The sequence below is a fragment of the Baekduia alba genome (genome assembly GCF_028416635.1).
Taxonomy (GTDB): domain Bacteria; phylum Actinomycetota; class Thermoleophilia; order Solirubrobacterales; family Solirubrobacteraceae; genus Baekduia; species Baekduia alba.
Window position 1 is genome coordinate 4,578,929 of record NZ_CP114013.1, and the last position, 18,743, is coordinate 4,597,671.

Annotated in this window: 13 protein-coding genes; 1 reads left to right on the plus strand and 12 read right to left on the minus strand. The window is 72.4% G+C overall.

The window, feature by feature from the left end; genetic code table 11:
* Positions 1–35 precede the first annotated feature (35 nt).
* The 12 genes from DSM104299_RS22865 to DSM104299_RS22920 all read right to left on the minus strand — a co-directional run bounded on the left by DSM104299_RS22865 (position 36) and on the right by DSM104299_RS22920 (position 17,299).
* A complete protein-coding gene (locus tag DSM104299_RS22865; protein ID WP_272473976.1) occupies positions 36–5,720 on the minus strand; it encodes a N,N-dimethylformamidase beta subunit family domain-containing protein in 5,685 nt (1,894 codons plus the stop codon).
* Entirely contained in the window at positions 5,717–7,603 is a 1,887-nt protein-coding gene (locus tag DSM104299_RS22870) for a hypothetical protein (RefSeq protein WP_272473977.1), read from the minus strand. The genes DSM104299_RS22865 and DSM104299_RS22870 overlap by 4 nt, the downstream gene beginning before the upstream one ends.
* Positions 7,600–8,625, minus strand: a complete 1,026-nt coding sequence (locus tag DSM104299_RS22875) for an NAD-dependent epimerase/dehydratase family protein (RefSeq protein WP_272473978.1) — start codon at positions 8,623–8,625, stop codon at positions 7,600–7,602. Before DSM104299_RS22875 ends, DSM104299_RS22870 begins: the two co-directional genes overlap by 4 nt.
* Before the next feature lie 14 nt (positions 8,626–8,639).
* Positions 8,640–9,968 carry an FAD-dependent oxidoreductase gene (locus DSM104299_RS22880; RefSeq protein ID WP_272473979.1) on the minus strand — a complete coding sequence of 443 codons (1,329 nt, stop codon included), beginning with the start codon at positions 9,966–9,968 and terminating at the stop codon, positions 8,640–8,642.
* Entirely contained in the window at positions 9,965–10,717 is a 753-nt protein-coding gene (locus DSM104299_RS22885) for a glycosyltransferase family 2 protein (RefSeq protein ID WP_272473980.1), read from the minus strand. Before DSM104299_RS22885 ends, DSM104299_RS22880 begins: the two co-directional genes overlap by 4 nt.
* The gene (locus tag DSM104299_RS22890; protein WP_272473981.1) at positions 10,717–12,159 is read right to left on the minus strand and encodes a sugar transferase; all 1,443 of its coding nucleotides are present in this window, start codon (positions 12,157–12,159) and stop codon (positions 10,717–10,719) included. Before DSM104299_RS22890 ends, DSM104299_RS22885 begins: the two co-directional genes overlap by 1 nt.
* A 67-nt stretch (positions 12,160–12,226) precedes the next feature.
* Positions 12,227–12,856, minus strand: a complete 630-nt coding sequence (locus DSM104299_RS22895) for a response regulator transcription factor (RefSeq protein ID WP_272473982.1) — start codon at positions 12,854–12,856, stop codon at positions 12,227–12,229.
* A gap of 15 nt (positions 12,857–12,871) precedes the next feature.
* Complete coding sequence (locus tag DSM104299_RS22900; RefSeq protein ID WP_272473983.1) at positions 12,872–14,146, minus strand: nucleotide sugar dehydrogenase; 1,275 nt, start codon at positions 14,144–14,146, stop codon at positions 12,872–12,874.
* A gap of 622 nt (positions 14,147–14,768) precedes the next feature.
* Entirely contained in the window at positions 14,769–15,476 is a 708-nt protein-coding gene (locus DSM104299_RS22905) for a response regulator (RefSeq protein WP_272473984.1), read from the minus strand.
* 34 nt (positions 15,477–15,510) lie between these two features.
* Positions 15,511–15,921, minus strand: coding sequence for a response regulator (locus tag DSM104299_RS22910; protein ID WP_272473985.1), 411 nt, complete (start codon positions 15,919–15,921; stop codon positions 15,511–15,513).
* Positions 15,921–16,604, minus strand: a complete 684-nt coding sequence (locus tag DSM104299_RS22915) for a sensor histidine kinase (protein ID WP_272473986.1) — start codon at positions 16,602–16,604, stop codon at positions 15,921–15,923. Before DSM104299_RS22915 ends, DSM104299_RS22910 begins: the two co-directional genes overlap by 1 nt.
* Positions 16,601–17,299, minus strand: a complete 699-nt coding sequence (locus DSM104299_RS22920; protein WP_272473987.1) for a response regulator — start codon at positions 17,297–17,299, stop codon at positions 16,601–16,603. The genes DSM104299_RS22915 and DSM104299_RS22920 overlap by 4 nt, the downstream gene beginning before the upstream one ends.
* A 477-nt stretch (positions 17,300–17,776) precedes the next feature.
* Here DSM104299_RS22920 and DSM104299_RS22925 point away from each other — a divergent pair, with 477 nt between their 5' ends.
* Positions 17,777–18,673: a sensor histidine kinase gene (locus DSM104299_RS22925; RefSeq protein ID WP_272473988.1), complete on the plus strand. Its 897-nt coding sequence runs from the start codon at positions 17,777–17,779 to the stop codon at positions 18,671–18,673.
* Positions 18,674–18,743 lie beyond the last annotated feature (70 nt).

Genomic DNA, 18,743 nt, shown 5'->3' on the forward strand with positions numbered 1-18,743 from the left:
AGGGCCGGCCCAGACCAATGGCCAGGTGCGCCGGATCACGAGTCGGCCACGGCGCGCGTCATGTCGCTGCCGATCTCGACCGAGCTGAGCGCCCGGTTGTAGATCCGGACCTCGTCGATCAGGCCGCCGAAGTACTCGCCCCAGATCGCGTTGCCGCCGATCCGCAGCGGCTGCGTGCCGGCCGGCATCGCGCCGGTGACCGCCTTGCTGGAGGCCAGCGTGCCGTTGACGTAGAGGCGCAGCGTGGACCCGTCGTAGGTGACGGCCAGGTGCGTCCACGTGTTCAGCGCCATCTGCGCCGTGCCGCGCGTGTCGGTCTCGCTGGGGGTGGAGACGTGGCCGCTGGGGCGGTTGGTGTCGGTGTTGGCGTAGAGGCCGTAGACCATCCCCGCCGACTGCTCCTTGAGCACGACCGTGCGCCAGCCGCTGAGCACCGACGGGTCGACCCAGGCCTCCATCGTCAGGCCGGTCGTGAGGTCGAGGTCGGCCGCGTCGGGCACGGTCACGAGGTCGTTGACGCCGTCGAAGCTCAGCGCGCCGCCGAACTTGCCCGTCGCCGCGCGGATCGGGCCGTCGATCGTGCCGGCGTGGCCCTTGCCGGAGCCGTCGTTGGCGGTCGTGCCCGTGGCCTCGTCGAAGCCGTAGGAGGCGACCAGGCCGGTCGGCGCCGGCGAGCTGTTGGACGCCGTGACGCTGCGCGCCGCCGAGGTGGTGGTGTTGCCGTCGGTGTCGCTCGCGACCGCCGTGATGCTGTGCGTGCCGTTGGCGACGGTCGCCGAGCTCCACGAGATCGAGTACGGCGAGGACGTGTCGGGCGCCCCGACGTCGGTCCCGTCGACCTTGAACTGCACCTGCGTGACGCCGCGGTCGTCGCCGGCCGTCGCGCTGATCGTCGTCGCGCCGGTCACGGTGGCGCCGGCCGCCGGCGCGGTGAGCGCGACGGTCGGCGGCGTGCCGTTGTTGACCGTGACCGACACCGCCGCCGAGCTGGTGGCGTTGCCGGCCGCGTCCTTGGCGACGGCCGTGATGCTGTGCGTCGCGTTGGTCGCCGACAGCGTGCTCCAGTTCGCGGCGTAGGGCGCGGTCGTGTCGGCGCTGCCGACGTCGGTGCCGTCGACCTTGAACTGGACGCTCGCGACCGAGCGGTTGTCGGTAGCGGTGGCCGTCAGCGCGACCGCGCTGCCGGAGACCGTGGCCCCCGCGGCGGGCGCCGTGACCGTGACGGTCGGCGCCGTCGTGTCGGCCGTGACCGTCGCCGACGCCTGGCCCGACGGGTTGCTCTCGTTGTCGGAGGCGTCGGTCGCCGTCACCACGTAGTAGTAGGTGCCGGGCGCGAGCGCCGTGTCCGTGTAGGCGGTGGCGGAGTTGACGGTGGCGACGTGGTTGGCCGCCGACGGCGTGAAGCCGGAGGTCGTCGAGCGGTACACCTCGTAGCCGGTCACGCCGTTGTCGTCGGTCGCCGCGTTCCAGTCCAGGGCCACGGCGTCGGCCGAGGCGGTGGCGGTCAGGGCGGTCGGCGCGGTCGGCGCCGCGTCGTGGTCGACGGGCAGGTTCATGTCCGTGCCGACCTCGGCGGCGCTCAGCGCGCGGCTGTAGACGCGGACCTCGTCGAGGCGGCCCTGGAAGAACTCGCCCCAGACGCCGTTGCCGCCGATGCCCAGCGGCGACGTCGAGCTGTCCAGCGCGCCGGTCATGGCCCGGCTCGAGACCAGCGTGCCGTTGATGAACAGCTTGAGCGTCGCGCCGTCGTAGGTCTGGGCGACATGCGTCCACGCGTTCAGGCCCAGCGCCGCGGTGCCGCGCGTGTCCTTCTCGCTGCCGGCGGTCGAGGCGTTCGCGCTCGGCCGGCCGGTGTCGGTGTTGCCGTACAGGCCCCACGTCAGCGCGTTGGTCCCGCGCTCCTTGATGAGGATCGTGCGCCAGTCGTTGAGCGCCGTCGGGTAGACCCAGGCCTCGAGCGTGACCGCCGAGCCGAGGTGCAGCGAGGTCGCGTCGGGCACCGTGACGAGGTCGTTGGTGCCGTCGAAGGTCAGCGCGCCGCCGAACTTGCCGGACGCCGTGCGGACCGGGCCGTTGATCGTGCCGTTGTTGTGGGCGGTCGAGGAGTCGGTCGCGGTCGTGCCGCTGGCCTCGTCGAAGCCCCACGCGCCGACGAGGCCGCTCTGGTCCACGGCCGGGTGGTTGACCGTGATCGCGACGTTGGCCGCGGTCGTGCTGTTGCCCGCCGCGTCCTTGGCGACGGCCGTGATCGTGTGCGGGCCGTTGGCGGTCGACAGCGAGTCCCACGCGTAGGTGTAGGGCGCGCTCGTGTCCTCGGCGCCGATGCTCGCGCCGTCGAGGCGGAACTGGACGCCGGTCACGCCGACGTTGTCGGCGGCGTTCGCGGCCAGCGACACCGTGCCGGTGACCGACGCGCCGGCGGACGGGCTGGTGACCGCCACCGTCGGCGGCGTCGTGTCGGGCGGCGGGGCCGCGGAGGTCGTGAAGGTGCGCGTCACCTCGGCGGGCAGCGCGACGCCGTCGGCCGACTTGATGGTGGTCTTGATCCGCGCGACGTACGTGGTGCTGTAGGCCAGCGCCGCGCTCGGCGTCAGCGTGGCGGTGAACGTCGCCGGGGCGTAGGCGACCGACGCCGTGACGACCGCGCCGCCGGACTTCTCGAGCGTGAAGCTCGAGCTCGTCACCGTGCTGGCCATCATCGCCCGCGAGAACGTCGCGGTCGGCTTGGTCGACACCGGGACGTCGGTGGCCCCGGCCGCCGGCGTCGCGCCGGTGACGCTCGGCGGGGCGGGCGCGGCCATCGTCGCGAAGCTCCAGGTCACCGCGTTGGGCAGCGCCTGGCCGTCGGAGGCCTTGACCGCCGTCGTCAGCTTCGCGACGTAGGTCGTCGAGAAGTCGAGGGTGCTGGTCGGCGTCAGCGTCGCGGTCTGCGTCGCGGCGTCGTAGGCGACGCTCGCGGCCACGGCCGCGCCACCGCCGCTCGGCGTCAGCGTGAAGGTCGAGCCGGTGATCGTGCTCGCGTCCATCGCGCGGGAGAACGTCGCCGTCGGCGTGGTCGTGGCGGCGATGCCCGTCGCCGTGTCGCCCGGGTTGACCTGGGTGACGGCCGGGGGCCCGCTGGGAACCGACGGGACGACCTCGACCGCGGTGACCTCCGGCTGGTCCGCGCTGCCGTTGCTGAACGCGATCGACAGCGTGCCGCTGGTGACGGTCACGTTGGGGATCGTCTTGACCAGCGCGGTGCGCGGACCGACCTCGGAGTAGATGTCCAGGTTGGACAGGTCCGGCGCGGCGGCCGTGCCCGCGACGTCCACGTTGAACGCGCGCTTGCCCGCGCCGCCCGGCCCGCCCGTGCCCCAGTACAGCTCGGCGAAGTGCAGACGCACGTCGTACTTGCCGCTGGGCACCGGGATGTTATAGGAGAACGTGCCGGCGTGCTCGTCCTGGGCCAGCGCCGGGTCCGTGGTCCCCGAGATCGCGTCCGGGATGTGGTACGTGAAGCCGCCGCTGAACGACGAGTCCGCGAGCCAGCTGACGCCGGTGAAGGTCGTGTAGGCCAGGCCGCCCGCGTTGATGCGCTTGGACGTCACGCCGGTCAGCGGCGTGGTGGCGAAGGCCTCGGCCGACGGCGCGGACTGCTTGCCGCCGACGATCGCGGTCACGACGTAGTGATAGGTCTTGCCGGAGCTCAGGCCGTCGTCGGTGAAGCTCGTGCCGCTGGCCGCGACCATGTTCGCGCGCTGGCCGAGCGGGTAGCCGCCCTCACGCGTGTAGGTGGTGCGGTAGACGTTGTAGCCCGTGGCGCCGGCGACGGCCGCCCAGGACACGGAGGCCGCGTCGGGCCCGACCGCGGTCGCGTTGACGTTGGTCGGGACCGGGATCTCGCTCGTCGGCGTGTCGACCTGCATGCCGGTCGCCGGCGTGCCGGGCTTGACCCCCATGTCGGCCAGCACGTTGGTGGTGATCTGCTGGATGACGAGGTTCGGCTCGCCCTCGCCGAACGTGTTGGTGCTCAACCCGCGCCACCACTGGATCGTGCCGGTCGAGACGACCAGCGCCCCGCTGGCGGCGGTGTACTTGGTCATCGTCGGCGACGCGGCGCCGGGCGAGAACGACTGGCCGTTGTTCTGGACGAGGTCGCCCGTGACCGGCGAGGTGGCCAGCGTCTTGACGCCGGCCGGCTCCTGGCCGTTGGCCACGCGGCCGTCCCACTCCCAGCCCATGATGTTGGCCCCGATCGAGGCCGTCGCGCCGCTGGCCTGGCCGTCGAGGCCGGTGTAGCGGTAGAGGCGATCGGAGCCCTCGGTCGCCGACACCCTGAACGGGAAGAACAGGTTGACGCTCTGGCCGATGAACATCTGGCCGATCAGCGCGTTCTCGGGCTTGTTGGCGCCGAGTGGGTCGCGCCAGGTGCCGGTCGGGATGCCGCTCGGGTCGGCCGGGCCGGACTCGGTCGTCTTGTAGCACGTCATCGTGCGCCCGCTGACGCCCGACTGCGGCGAGGCCTCGAAGCGCACCTTCTCGTACACCGCGTTGGCGCCGCTGAAGAAGATGTCGGTCCCGGCGCTGCGGGCGGCCTCCAGCGCGCTGCGCATCCCGGCCGAGAAGTACTCGTCGTGGGGCGGCACGTAGTAGGCGCCGCCCTGACGCGCGAGCTGCGGCTGGGTCTCGAGGTCGGTGTCGGCGATGTAGGACACGTCGTCGCCCTGCTGCTCGAGCCAGGCCACGACGGGCTGCTCGGTCTCGACGAACCAGTCGTGCTGGCGGGCGCGCGGCTGCTCGTAGGGGCGGTCGAAGGAGACCTTGACCGCGCGCGCCTGGCCGGAGACGGTGTTCGCGCCGTTGGAGTTGAACGTGTACAGCGAGCGGCCGCCGAACATGTTGTAGGCCTGGAACGTGCCGTAGGAGCTGCCGTAGACGAGCGCCGGCGTGCGCGAGTCGTCGCGCACGGTGAACAGGACGTAGTTGTCCTTGGCGGTGTCGTTGCGGAGGAGCCGGACGAGGTACATGCCCGACGGCCAGTCCGTCGTCGTCGAGATCGTCGCCGACACCGACCAGTTCGCGCACTCGTACAGGCCGGTCGAGTCGTCGTTGGAGCAGCTGGGCTGCGCGGTCGAGCCGACGCCCTTCAGCGTCGTGACCAGGCGCCCGCCGAGGCCGCCGTAGGAGCCCATGCGGTAGACCTGCGCGTCGAACGTCGAGCCCGCCGTCGCGTTGACCTTCAGGTCGATCTTGGACCCGTGGTTGACGCTCTGGGCGGTCGCGTAGCCCTCGATGCCGCCGTTGGCGATGATCGCCGGCGCGGTGAGCTTCCAGCCCGCCGAGCCGGGCAGGCAGTTCTCGAGCACGACGGCGTTGCCGGTCGTGCACGCGCGGGCGCCGGGCGTGGCCGTCACGACGTTGGAGTTGCCCGACTCGATGCCGGACTGCACCGCGCGCGCGGCGTAGAAGTAGGTCGTGCCGTTCAACGCGGTCGTGTCGGTGAACGACGTCCCGGTCACGCCGGCGGCGGTCGTGACGCGGGTGGTGATCGCCGCGGCCGAGGTGCCGCGGTAGACGGTGTAGGCCGTCGCCCCTGAGCTGGGCTGCCACGACACGACGACCTTGGCGTCGGTCGGGAACGTCGAAGCGCCCGTGGGCGCGGAGGCGGCCGAGGCGGCCGCCGGGAGGAGCGCGAGCGCCAGGAACGTCAGCAGCGCTGCGAAGGTGGGACGGGTCACGAGGGCTTCCTCTGCCAGACGTCGAGCGTCTCGGCGTTCTGCCCTTGTCCGTGGACCGTCGCGACGATGCGGAAGTCGCTCCGGAGCCACGCCATCAGGCGCTGGTCGTAGGTCGTGCCGAAGGCGCCCTGGCCGTATTCGGTCAGGGGACGCCGATCGGTCACGGCGACCCGCACGTCGCCGAGGTGGTGCTCGATCGCCGCGGTCTCGTCCGCGGGCGCCGGCAGAGCGCCGGGCAGCAGCGAGATCGTGGGCAGGGGATCGGTGCGATCCGCGATCGTGTAGAGCGCCGACATCTGCGGCGCGAAGAGGACGGGCTCACCGGGGCGCGAGCGCGCGACCACCGCGTCGACGGCCGCCTGGTAGGCGGGGCCGTCGGCGGCCCCGGCGTGCAGCGCGCCGCCCGGGCCGCGGACGGTCACCGACTCGTCGCGCGCGTCGTGGGCGACGAGCACGCAGCAGACGGCGGCCAGCGCGCCGACCCAGGCCAGGCCGAGCGCGCGCGTGAGCGTGTCGCCGCGCGGCACCGCCTCGGCGTGCAGCCAGACGAGGAAGAGCGCCGCGAACGGCAGCGCGTAGGTCGCGTACTGCGCGAAGTCCGGGTTGGGCTGCGGCAGGAACGCCGCGTAGGTCTTGGCGGCGAGGACCGCGGTGAACGCGCAGACGAGCAGCGCGAGCTGGCCGCGCGCGTCCCAGGCGCGGTCGCGATGGCGCGCGCCGGCGAGCAGCGCGACGACGGCGATCGCGGCGCCGGCGGGGATCCAGGAGAAGGCGAACTCGAGCTTGGAGCGCGCGGCCTCGGGGTCGTCGAGCGCGACGACCACCAGACCGGCCACGACGAGCGCGGCGCCGGCGAGCACGAACGGGCGCAGCTTCGGGCGGCGGTGCGCGAGCGCGGCGGCGCCGAGGATGGCGGCGATCAGCACGCCGTACAAGAGGGTGTGCCCGAGCAGCTTGGCGAAGCTGCCGGCGGTCAGCGGCGCGGTGGCCTCGAGGATCTTCTTGCCGCCCGCGGCCAGCTGGGAGGACGGCGCGAGGTCGTCGCGCAGCGTGCCGGCGCCGGCGGCGGCCGCGGCCGCGCCGTAGACGACGACGGGCAGGACGGCGGCGGAGCCGATGGCGATCAGCGCGTCGCGCAGAGCGCGCGGACGGCCCGCCGCGTCGGCGCGCCACCAACGCAGGCCGAGCCACAGCGCGACGGCGCAGGCGATCGCGGCCAGGAACTCGGGCCGCGTCAGCGCGACCGCGCCGACGGCGACGCCGGTGGCGACGAGGCTGCGGCGCGTGCCGCTGCCCGCGTGGGCGTAGGCGGCCGACAGGCCGGAAAGCGCGGCGACGACCGCGACCGAGGCCGAGATCGAGTGCGGCACGACGAGCCCGACGTTGCCGGTCCCCAGCGCGGCGGGCGCGGCGAGCACGGCGGCGACGGCCGCCGCGACCGGTCCGGCCAGCGCGCGGCCGAGGTGGTAGGTCAGCGCGACGGCGGCCGCGGCGAGCGCGAGCCCCACGCCGACCGCGACGCCGACCGAGGTCCCCAGCAGCGCGAACGCGCCGCCGAGCAGGCCGACGCCGAGCGGCCCGTACAGGTACGAGAAGTCCGCGTAGGGCAGGTCGCCGTGCGCGAGCCGGTCGGCCGCGACGAAGTCGTAGCCCGTGTCGTGGCGCAGGTCGCCCCACGCCGCCCACGTCAGGGCGACGAGCGCGACGAAGACGACGGCCGCCGTGGCCGGTGCCGCGTAGCGCGCGATCCCGGCGGTCCCTGCCAGATCTCGCGGCGCCGTCTGAGGTGCTGCCGTCCCACGGACCCCGGAGCTCGTGCTCGCGGGGTTCGCGCGAAGCGCCGTGCCGGCGGGACCGGCCGCACGGACGGAGCGCGGGCTCACGCCACTCCAGCCGCTCCCGACACGCGCTCGGCGCGAAGGGTCTTGTGCCACGCGATGGTCTCGCGCAGGCCCTCTTCGAGGCCGACCGTGGCCTTGAAGCCGAGCAGCCGCTCGGCCTTGGAGGTGTCCGGGATCCGGAGGCGCACGTCCTGGTACTTGCCGCCGATCTGGTCGAGCGGGATGACGTTGGCACGCAGCGGGCCGGGGATGTCGAGGGCCGCCTGGACGGCCTCGGCGAGCTTGACGATCTCGATGGGCTCGTCGCCGCCGATGTTGATGATCTCGCCGGCGGCCTCGGGCGTGGCCAGCGCGCGCACCACGCCGTCGACCGTGTCGGTGACGTAGGTGAACGTGCGCACCTGGCGCCCGTCGCCGTGCAGCTCCATCATCTTGCCGTCGAGCAGGTTCTCGATGAACGGCGACATCGGGCCGCCCCACCACGTCGGGTGGTTGCGGATGCCGTAGGCGTTGAAGAAGCGCAGGATCGTCACCTGGAGGTCGCGCTCCTCGTAGAGGCGCAGGCCGAGGTGCTCGTCCATCAGCTTGGAGGCGGCGTAGGACCACCGGCGCGAGGTCGGCGGGCCGAGGACGATGTCGTCGTCCTCCGCGAACGGCGCCTTCGCGTTGCCGTACACGTCGGAGGTCGACGCCTGCACGACGCGCGCGCCGGTCGCCTGGGCGACCTCGAAGACGGCCTCGGTGCCCTTGACGTTGACGTCGAGCGTGTTCAGCGCCCCGCCGTAGCGCGGGATCTTCAGCGCGGCGAGGTGGACGATCGCGTCGCAGTCCTCGAAGACGCGGTGCAGCTGACGCGCGTCGCGGCAGTCGAACTGGTGCAGGGTGAAGCGGTCGTCGTTGACCGCGCCCTCCAGGTTGCGCAGCGTGCCGGCCGACAGGTCGTCGACGCCGACGATGTCGACCCCGCCCTCATCCAGCAGGCGCAAGACGAGGTTCGACCCGATGAAGCCGGCGGCACCCGTGATGCCGACCTTCTTGGGCAAGGACATGCTGTTCCCTTCCATGGAGGACATGATGCTCACGCGGCGGCCCGAGCGACCTGGCCGGAGGTCGAGTTCATGATCTGCTCGGCGACGGAATCGGCCACGCCGAGGATCGCCTGGCCGTTGACGATCTCCGGGTAGATGTGCGCCGAGGACGCGACGGCGAGCCCGGCGGCCGGGAACAGCGCGCCGCCGCGCGGCGCGACGCCGACGGTGTGCACCGGCTCGGCGACCCGCGCGCGGGCGACCTGGCTGGCGATGACGTCGTCGGGCGAGAAGTCCGGGAAGATCCGCTGGACGTGGCCCAGGTACTCGGCGGTGATGTCCGCCGAGGGGCGTTCGAGGTCCGGGTTGGACGGGTCGACGTAGTGCGGGACGTAGACCAGATGGCCGCCGACCGCCTCGGGGTCCACGGCGTGCGTGGTCTCCACGATGCTGGTGATCGGCACCGAGCGGTCGGTGATGTTCAAGGCGTAGTACGGGCTGACGCTCTTGCGCACTCGCATCACCAGGCACACGATGCCCAGATAGCGGTTGCGGTCCGGGCCGAGCACGTCGCGCAGCTCCTCGGAGAGCATCCCGTCCAGCGCCGGGCGCAGCTGCGTGGTGAGCACGAGGTCGTGCGCGTGCAGCTGGCCGTCGACGACGACGCCCAGGGCGCGGCCGTCCTGCGACGGGATCGCCGAGACGGTCGTCGACGTCCGGATCCGGCCGCCGCGCCGCTGCACCTCGCGGCCGAGGCGGTCGACCAGCTCCTGGTAGCCGCCGTGGATCCAGCCCATGACCTCCTGGCCGGAGCGGTCGCGCGTGCCGGCGGTGCGGCGCATGCGCGACCACAGGTAGGTCGCCGGGAGGTCGTGGTAGCGGCCGTCGAACTTGGACTCCAGCAGCGGGCGCCACAGGCGATCCCACAGCCGGTCGCCGGCCATCTTGCGCATCCACGGCTCCAGCGGGATGTCCTCGAGCGCCGCGTTGTCCTTCAGCAGCTGGCAGCGGGCGACGAACACGATGAGCGCCAGCCGGTCGCGCATCGCCAGGCCCGGGAACGTCAGCAGCTCCTTGGGCGTCGACATCGACGCGAGCTCGCCGTCGTGGAAGAAGCCGACGCCGAGGCGCCGCATGCGGATCTCGTCGTCGCCGATCCCCATCTCCTTGGCGAGCGCCAGGACGCGGTCGTCGGTCGGCAGGACCGCGTGGTAGTAGCGATCGACGTCGTAGCCGCCGAGGTCGGTCGTGCCGGCCAGGCCGCCGAGCCGCGCGTCGCGCTCGTACAGCGTGACGCTCTCGCCCTGGCACGCCAGCCTGTAGGCGACGCCGACGCCGAGCAGGCCGCCGCCGACGATGCCGATGTCCCGTCCGCTCACACGCGCTCCCGGGTCTCGACAGGCTCCCGCGTGGTGATCTGGCGGGCCATCATCCGGGCGTAGCCGCCGATGGTCGGCAGCACCCGCATCTTGGACTCGCCGTCGCGACGCGACCAGTCCAGGGAGACCGGGACCTCCCGCACCGACGCGCCGCCGCGCACCATCTTGACCAGGATCTCCGCCTTGCAGGCGAAGCCCGCCTCGCGGATGAAGCGGTCCCCGTGCCGCGCATAGGCGTCGCGCAGGGCCGCTGCGCGGTAGACGCGGAAGAACGAGGAGACGGTCTTCGCGTCCAGCCCCGCGCCGCGGCGGATCGCCGTGGCGGCCGCCCGCGAGAGCAGGCGGCGGTGGGCCGAGACGTTGACCAGCTGGCCTTCGCCGTGGTGGGAGGCGAGCACGATGTCCGTGCCCTCCTGGGCGACCGCGAGCATCGTCGCGACCGCGTCGAGGTCGCTGGTCGTGTCGGACTCCATCGTGATGACGTAGTCGTCGTCGCCGCAGAGCTCGAGCGCGATGCGGAAGCCCTTGTCGAAGGCGCGGCCCGCGCCCTGGTTGCGGACCTGGCGGTGCAGGATCATCGGGACCGGGCCGTCGTAGGCCGCGGCGACGTCGGCCGTCGCGTCGGACGAGCCGTCGTCGACGATGATCACGTGGCCGCCCATCCACAGCCCTGGGCGCTCCTCGAGGTCGAGCAGCAGGCGCGGGAGGTTCGTCTCCTCGTTGTACGCCGGGATCACGAACACGTTCATCAGTAGGCCCCCCGCTTGGCCAGGACGACCGGGATCGTCTGGCACAGGATCTTGATGTCCCACCACAGGGACCAGTTGGTGACGTAGACGTAGTCGAGCTTGACCATCTCCTCGAAGGGGATGTCGTTGCGCCCGAGGACCTGCCAAAGGCCCGTGATGCCCGGGGTGGTGTCCAGGCGCTTGCCGGCCCAGCCCGTGATCCGCTCCGACTCGTGCACGACGAACGGGCGCGGGCCGACGAGGCTCATCTCGCCCTTCACGACGTTCCACAGCTGCGGCAGCTCGTCGATGCTGAGCTTGCGCAGCGTGGCGCCGATCCGCGTGATGCGCGGGTCGTCCTTGATCTTGAAGAGCGGCCCGCCGCCCTCCAGCTCGTTGAGGTGCGCGAGGTCCATGCGCTGGGCCTCGGCGTCCGCGCACATGGTGCGGAACTTGACGATGTTGAAGGCCTTGCCCCCACGCCCGTGCCGGGCCTGGCGGAAGAACACCGGGCCGCGGCTGTCGAGCTTGATCGCGATCGCCACCGCGATGAGCAGCGGCGACAGCACCAGGAGCCCGAGGCCCGCGGCGACGACGTCGAACGCGCGCTTCATCAGCAGCACGCTGCGCGAGAAGCGCAGCGGCGGCAGGCTGACCAGCGGCACGCCCTCGATGTCCTCGATCTCCGCGTTGGACGCGAACAGCTCGAAGTAGTCCGGGACGATCGACAGGTGGACGTCCGGGCGGCGCACCGCGCGGACGCGCTCCAGCGTGTCCTCGTAGGAGTCGCCCGTCGAGGTCAGGATCACCCAGTCGACGTCGAGCGCGTCGACCTGCGCGGTCAGCGCCGAGGTGCGGCCGACGACGTCGTCGCCGACGCGCGGGTCGTCCTCGATGAAGCCGACGAACTCCAGGCCGTACTCGGGATGGCTGGCGAGCTTGCGCCGCATCAGCTGCCCGACCTCGCCGGCGCCGACGATCAGCGTCCGGCGCGGGCGCATGACGCTCGGCAGGATCCAGGTGCGCACGACGCCGCGCAGCACCGGGACGCAGACCAGCGCGATGACCAGGAAGAACATCGCCTCCAGCGGCGAGTAGATCGACCAGTCGGCCAGCCGCTTGGCGCCCTGGCCGATGACCAGGAGGACGAGCGAGCCGGCGAGCAGGGCGTGGAACAGCGGCCCGACCTCGTCGAAGCTCGCGGGCGCCACGCGCCGGTCGTCGGTCTCGTAGAGCCGGTAGGCGGCGAAGACCGCCACCCAGACCACGGCGGCGACGACGATCAGGCCGAGCTCGACGCCCGTGGGCGCGATGACGGCCGGCGGGCCGATCAGCTCGGCGAGCAGGTAGGTCCCCGCCAGCGCGATCGCGATCGACAGCAGGTCGGCGAGCAGCAGCGCGCGGATGCGGCCACGGCTCAGCCCACCGCGACGGGCCTGCGCCGCCGTGCCCGTTTCGGGCACGACGTGCAGCGGGCCGCGCGCGGTGGCGCCTGCGATCTGCGATGACGACGACGGCTGGGACCCCGGCTCAGGAGGCGAGCTGCGCATGCGGGACCACGAGGTCGTTCATGTGCGCGTAGCGGGAGGCCTCTGTCCGGTTGGCCACACCCAGCTTGCGGTACGTGTTCGACAGGTGGAACTTGACGGTCTGCTCGGTCACCCACAGCTCGCGGGCGATCCGGCCGTTGGTCAGGCCCTGGGACGCGAGGCTCAGGATCTCCAGCTCACGCGACGTCAGCGGGCAGTCCGCCGCCTCGACGGGCGACTTGGCCCGGCGCGGACGGTGGATGACGCGGCCGTGCACGATCTCGCGCAGCAGCGTGCCCAGCGCGACCGGGTGCACCGACTTGGAGATCGCGGCCTCGGCGCCGGCGTCGAACGCCTCACCCAGCCAGTCGTCCTCGGTGCGGGTGGTCAACAGCATGGCCTTGGCGTCCGGGCAGTTCTCCGCGACCTCGCGGAGGCGCTCGAGCGGGTGCTCGGGGTTCTGCATGTCGTCCACGAGGACGACGTCCGGGCGGGCCTCGGCCAGCGCGGAGCGGATCTCCTGGCGGCCGTCGACGAACCCGACGACCTGGAAGCCCGCCGTCTGGCGGAGGGCGAGGCGGATGGCCTGCACGACCAGCGTGTGGTCGGCGACGATGAGAAGACGCTTCATGATCGATCAGGCTCCCTAAGCGGCCTTGACGGAGGCGAGCGTGACGCGCGACGCGGGCCGGGCGGTGGCGCGGCTGCGGCGGGTGACCCCGCGGAGGTCGACGACCTGGTGCTGCTCGCAGAGGCCGGCGTGGTCGATGCCCGGGTGGGCGGTGACGATGACCAGGACGTCGGCGAACTCCTTGAGGTCGTCGAGCGACGCGCTGCTGAGCTCGAACTGCGAGAGCTCGGGCACGTAGGCGTCGTGGTAGGCGAGCTCGGCGCCGAGGGCGCCGAGGCGGCTGATGATCTTCAGCGCCGGGCTCTCGCGGATGTCGCCGACGCCGCCCTTGTAGGAGACGCCCAGGATGCCGATGCGCGTGCCCTTGACCGGCATGCCCATCTCGTTGAGGCGACGCTCGACCTTCTCGACCGCCAGGTACGGCGCGTGCTGGTTGACCTTGCCGGCGAGCTCGATGAACTCGGTGGAGAACTCGTACTCGCGCGCCTTCCAGGCCAGGTAGAACGGGTCGACCGGGAGGCAGTGGCCGCCCATGCCGGGGCCCGGCTCGAAGCGCATGAAGCCGTAGGGCTTGGTCGAGGCCGCGTCGATGACCTCCCAGATGTCGATGCCCATCCGGTCGGCGAGCTCGGCCATCTCGTTGATCAACGCGATGTTGACCGAGCGGAAGATGTTCTCGAGCAGCTTGGCCATCTCGGCGCTCTCGAGCTCCGAGGTGCGGACGAGCTGGTCGCAGACCAGGCCGTACAGGGCCTCGGCCGCGTTGCCGCAGGTCTCGGTGAGGCCGGCGACGATCTTCGGCGTCGTCTTCAGGGTCCAGTCGGTCCGGCCCGGGTCAACACGCTCGGGCGAGAAGGCCAGGTGGAAGTCGACGCCGGCGCGCAGGCCGGACTCCTCCAGGATCGGCAGCGCCCGCTCGCGGGTCGTGCCGGGGTAGGTCGTGGACTCCAGGACCACCAGCTGGCCGGCCTGCAGCACGGTCGCGATGGACTGGCACGCGTCCACGAGCGGCGTCAGATCCGGCTCGCGGTTCGGCGTCAGCGGCGTCGGGACGCACACGATGATCGCGTCCACCTTCGCCAGCGCGGCGATCCGGGTGGTCGCCTCGATGCGGTCGGAGACCGCCTGCAACTGCTCGGACGGGACGTCCTCGATGTACGACTCGCCGCAGCGCAGCTGTGCCACGCGACGTGCGTTCACCTCGATGCCGACGACGTGCTCACCGGCTTCGGCGAAGCTGACGGCCAGTGGGAGCCCCACATAGCCGAGTCCAACGATCCCAACGCTCATTTGATCTCACCCCACGTTGCTCTCGGGCCACGCTCGCCGCCGTCCCGCTTCCTGCGCTCCAGCGACGCTCGCCCAACGACCAGGATCTTGCGCGCCGGGCCTGGTCGGTGGCAGGGGATATCTGGGGTACGCCGACGGGGAAGTTCCCCCGATCGAGGGGGGTAGGGCCGCCACCCTCATGGGTGAGAACACTCCCCCATGCCCCCTGGCCGATGCGCTAGGGCGGCTCTCAGTGGCGCAATGGCGCCTAGTGGTCTAGACCTTCACCGATCAGTGGTCTAGACGTCGCGGACGTGGGACGCCCGACGTCCAGCTGTCACACGTCCCCGCCATCGGCGGCAGAACGCGACGCTCGCCTCAGACGTCTTCGGGAGCGTCGACGCCGTTGGCGGCAGAACGCGACGCTCGCCTCAGACGTCTTCGGGAGCGTCGACGCCGTTGGCGGCAGAACGCGACGCTCGCCTCAGACGTCTTCGGGAGCGTCGACGCCGTTGGCGGCAGAACGCGACGCTCGCCTCAGACGTCTTCGGGAGCGTCGACGCCGTTGGCGGCAGAACGCGACGCTCGCCTCAGACGTCTTCGGGAGCGTCGACGCCGTTGGCGGCAGAACGCGACGCTCGCCTCAGACGTCTTCGGGAGCGTCGACGCCGTTGGCGGCGAACGTGGCCCGGATGCCGTTGGCGATCGAGATCGCCTCGGCCTGCGAGTGCGCGCCGAGCTTGCGCAGCAGGCGCTTGACGTGGGTCCGGACCGTGTCACGCGCGAGCACCAGCTCGTCGGAGATCTGGTCCACGGTGCGCCCGGCGCACAGGAGGTCCAGGACCTCCCACTCGCGCGGGGTGAGCTTGCTGCGCACCGGTCGCACGCCCTGGCCGCCGACGGGCAGGGCGCGCAGGCTGTCGATCAGCCGCCACGTCAGCTCCGGGCCGATCACCGGCTCCCCCGCCGCCATCCGCTGCACGCACGCGACGATCTCGGACACCGGCACGCCCTTGACCTGGTGCCCGGCGGCGCCGGCGCGCAGGCCGACCATCCCGAGGTCGACGTCGTCGGAGGCGGTCAGCAGCAGGATCTTCACCGACGGCGCCCGCTCGACGATCGCGCGCGTCGCCGACAGGCCGTCGATGTTGGCCATGACGATGTCCATGATCATCACGTCGGGCCGGAAGTGCGCGGCGAGGTCGATCGCGTCGCGGCCGTTGTCGGCCTCGGCGATGACGGTCAGGCCCGCGTCCTGCAGCGCGGCGCGCAGGCGACCGCGCAGCTCCATGTCGTCGTCGACGACGACGACGCGTGCGGGCTGGGTTCCGTCCTGTCCGCCGCGCGCCACGATGGGCGCAGTATGCCGGCCGCGGCCGGCGCTGTCATGCGCCTTCGGTGCCGCGCGCCACGTCGACGATCGCCGCGCGCACCAGCGCGAGGTCGGTCGTCTTGGGGATGTGCAACGCGACGAGGCGGGCCTCGGCGGGCGCGACGAGGTCCGGCTCGAAGCCGCTGAAGGTCACGATCGGCACGCCGGGCGCGGTCGTCGTCATGCGCTGCAGCAGCTCGCCGGGCGGCGGCCCGGGCATCTGGAGGTCGAGGACGATGACGTCGGGCGAGAGGTCGACGGCGAGCACGAGCGCGTCGCGCCCGTCGGCTGCCTCGCCCACGACGAGCACCGGCGGCTGCTCCCCCTCGCGCATCAGCGCCCAGCGCAGCAGCGCGCGCATCTCGGAGGCGTCGTCGGCCAGGAGGACGCGGACGGTGGTGGCGGGATGGTCGGGGTCGGTCATCAGCGGGAGGCGGGCAGCTCGACGGTGATGATCGTCGCACCGTCGGACCGCACCTCCATCCCGATGCGTCCGCCGAGGCGTTCGACGAGGCGCCGGCACACCGGCAGGCTCACGCCGGCGCCCACCAGCGGGCCGCGGCCGCGCGGCCGCCCGAACGGCTCGAAGGGCTGCGTGCCCTCGCGGGCGGGCGTGCCGTTGTCGAAGAGCTCGACGACCACCTCGTCGCCCTCGACCCGCCCGGTGATCCCCAGCCGCGTGGCGCCGGCGGCCAGCGCCGTGCGCACCAGGTGCCCGAACACGCGGCGCGCGTCGCCGGCCTCGATCGCCGCGCGCGGCAGCGGCTCGCGCTGCACGTGGACCGGCGCGCGATGCAGGTAGGTCTCGAGGTCGGCGAGCGCCACGTCCAGCGCCGGGTCGAGGTCGGTCGCGGCGTGCTCGATGGGCTCGGCGGAGGCCCTGACCACGTCGAGCAGGTCGTCGACGTAGCGCTGCGCGCGGTCGCCGCCGGCGCTGAGCGCGCGGAGCGCGTCCTGCCCGCCCGGGCCCAACGACCCGCCCTGGCTGTCGAGCACGGAGGCGGCGCCGCGCATGAGCGCGATCGCCTCTCCGAGCTGATGGGCCGCCAGGGCGGCGAACGCCTCGAGGCCGTCCTGCGCGGCGAGCGCAGGCTCCTCGGGGTTCATTCCTCGGCGGGGAGCCCGTCCTCCAGCATGCCCGCACGCAGGCGGGACGCGACGGCCACGGCCTCGCGCCGCGAGCGCACCTCGAGCTTGCGCAGGACGTTCTTGACGTGCGAGCGGACGGTCTCGACCGACACCACGAGGCGGTCGGCGATCTCGTCGGTCGACAGGTCCTGGCAGAGGAGGTCGAGGACCTCCCACTCACGTGAGGTCAGCGCGCTGCGGATCGGGCGCAGGCCGGCGCTGTCGGTCCGGACCATGCGCAGGTCCTCGATGAGCCGCATCGTCAGCCGGCGCGTGATGACGGCCTCGCCGTTGCGGGCGCAGTGGAGCGCGCGCGGCAGGGCGTCGATGCCGACGTTCTTGCACAGGAACCCGGAGGCGCCCGCGCGCAGCGTCATCAGCCCGACCTCGTCGTCGTCGCTGGACGTCAGGATCACCACGCGCACGTCCGGCGCGGTGCGCCGGATCTCGCTCATGGCGGCCAGGCCGTCCATGCCCGGCATGATCAGGTCCATGACGACCACGTCCGGGTTGTAGTACGTGGTCAGCTCGACCGCCTCGCGGCCGCTGCCGGCCTCGGCGATGACGGTGATGCCCGCGAGCTGGAGCACGTCGCGCAGCATGCGTCGCGCCAGCGGATCGTCGTCCGCGACGATCACGCGCAGCGGCGTGTCCCCTTCAACCTTGAATTCCATCCCCAATAGCCCTTCCCGGTCTCGTCCCCAACCGGAGCCATACCGAAGTGAAGAGCTAAGAAAAGACGATGTGGGGCTCACGCGGGGGGTATTTTCGTACCCCCACGCAGGAATCCGGGGTCTTGTGGCGGACGGGCCTGCATTGCGACCGCGCAGGCGGTTCCCTGGGGATTGAAGGGAACCGCCACGCGGCCACGCGCCGCCGAGCACGGACCGTCCGGTGCGTTCCCAGCCCACGCGGCGTTGCACAGTCGAGGGCTCTCCTGCCGGCGGACCGTGCGTGTGGAAACGTACGACGCCGTCAAGCGGCACGCGGGTGACTTGCATCCGCCACGGCGAGGGAGGTCATCATCGGTCTGTGGGGCAGGAACTTCCCCCAACCCACGCTGCTGACTGCCGATTCAATTGGCGAGCAGGTTTCCGGAGGACACGACGTCGTACGGAATGGGGATTGATCGAGTGGGAATCCAAGCTGACGTGGATCCGGACGGCCACGAAGCGCAGGACGACGACCGTCGCAGGCGGTCCGCGCCGCGCTGGTGGCGGAGCCGTGCCCAGGAGGCGGGGCAGTCCCGCACGCCCGCGTCCGGCGGCCCCGCCGAGGATCGCCGTCAGCAGCTGGCCGACGTCGGCCACGAGCTGAAGTCGCCGCTGTCGATCATGCTCGCGCTCTGCACGCGGCTCGAGGAGTCCGGCCGCTTAGGCGCCGAGGACGCCGACGACGTCGCGCGCATCCGCGCCAACGCCTACACGATGCTGCGCCGCGTCCAGGACATGATGCTCGTCGCGCGGCTCGAGGGCGCCGACCTCCAGCTCGAGGCGGCGGTGGTCGACGTCGCCGGCGTCGTGCGCACGTGCGTCGAGGGCTTCGGCTCGGTCGCCGCCCAGCGCGACCTCGACCTGCGCATCGGCGTGCCCGACCGGCTGCCCGCGGTCGTCGACGAGGAGAAGGTCGTCTCGCTGGTCAGCAACCTCATGGCCAACGCGATCCGCCACGCGCCGAGCAGCGGCGTGGTCCGCTGCTCCCTGGGCACCGCGCCCGGCCGGCTGATCCTCCAGGTCGCCGACGACGGCCCCGGCGTCGCGCCCGACCAGCGCGAGACGATCTTCGAGCGCTACCGTCGCGGCAACCGCCCGGCCGGCACCGGCTCCGGGCTGGGCCTGGCCATCGTCGGCGAGATCGTCGGCCTGCACGGCGGCACCGTCGCGGTCGGCGACGCGCCCGAGGGCGGCGCGCTGTTCACCGTCGAGCTGCCGCTGCGCACCCAGCGCGCCACCCAGCGCACCGCCCCTCAGCGCTCGCTCGCGCTCGCCGACCGCCAGAAGGCGATCGTCGAGGAGCTGCGTGCCGAGCTGGGCACCGCCTCAGGCTGACCGCGGCGCGCGTGCGAGTTTCGCCCCCTGGGCGAACACCCGCGACCGAACCCGGCCCGCTGGGCCGGCG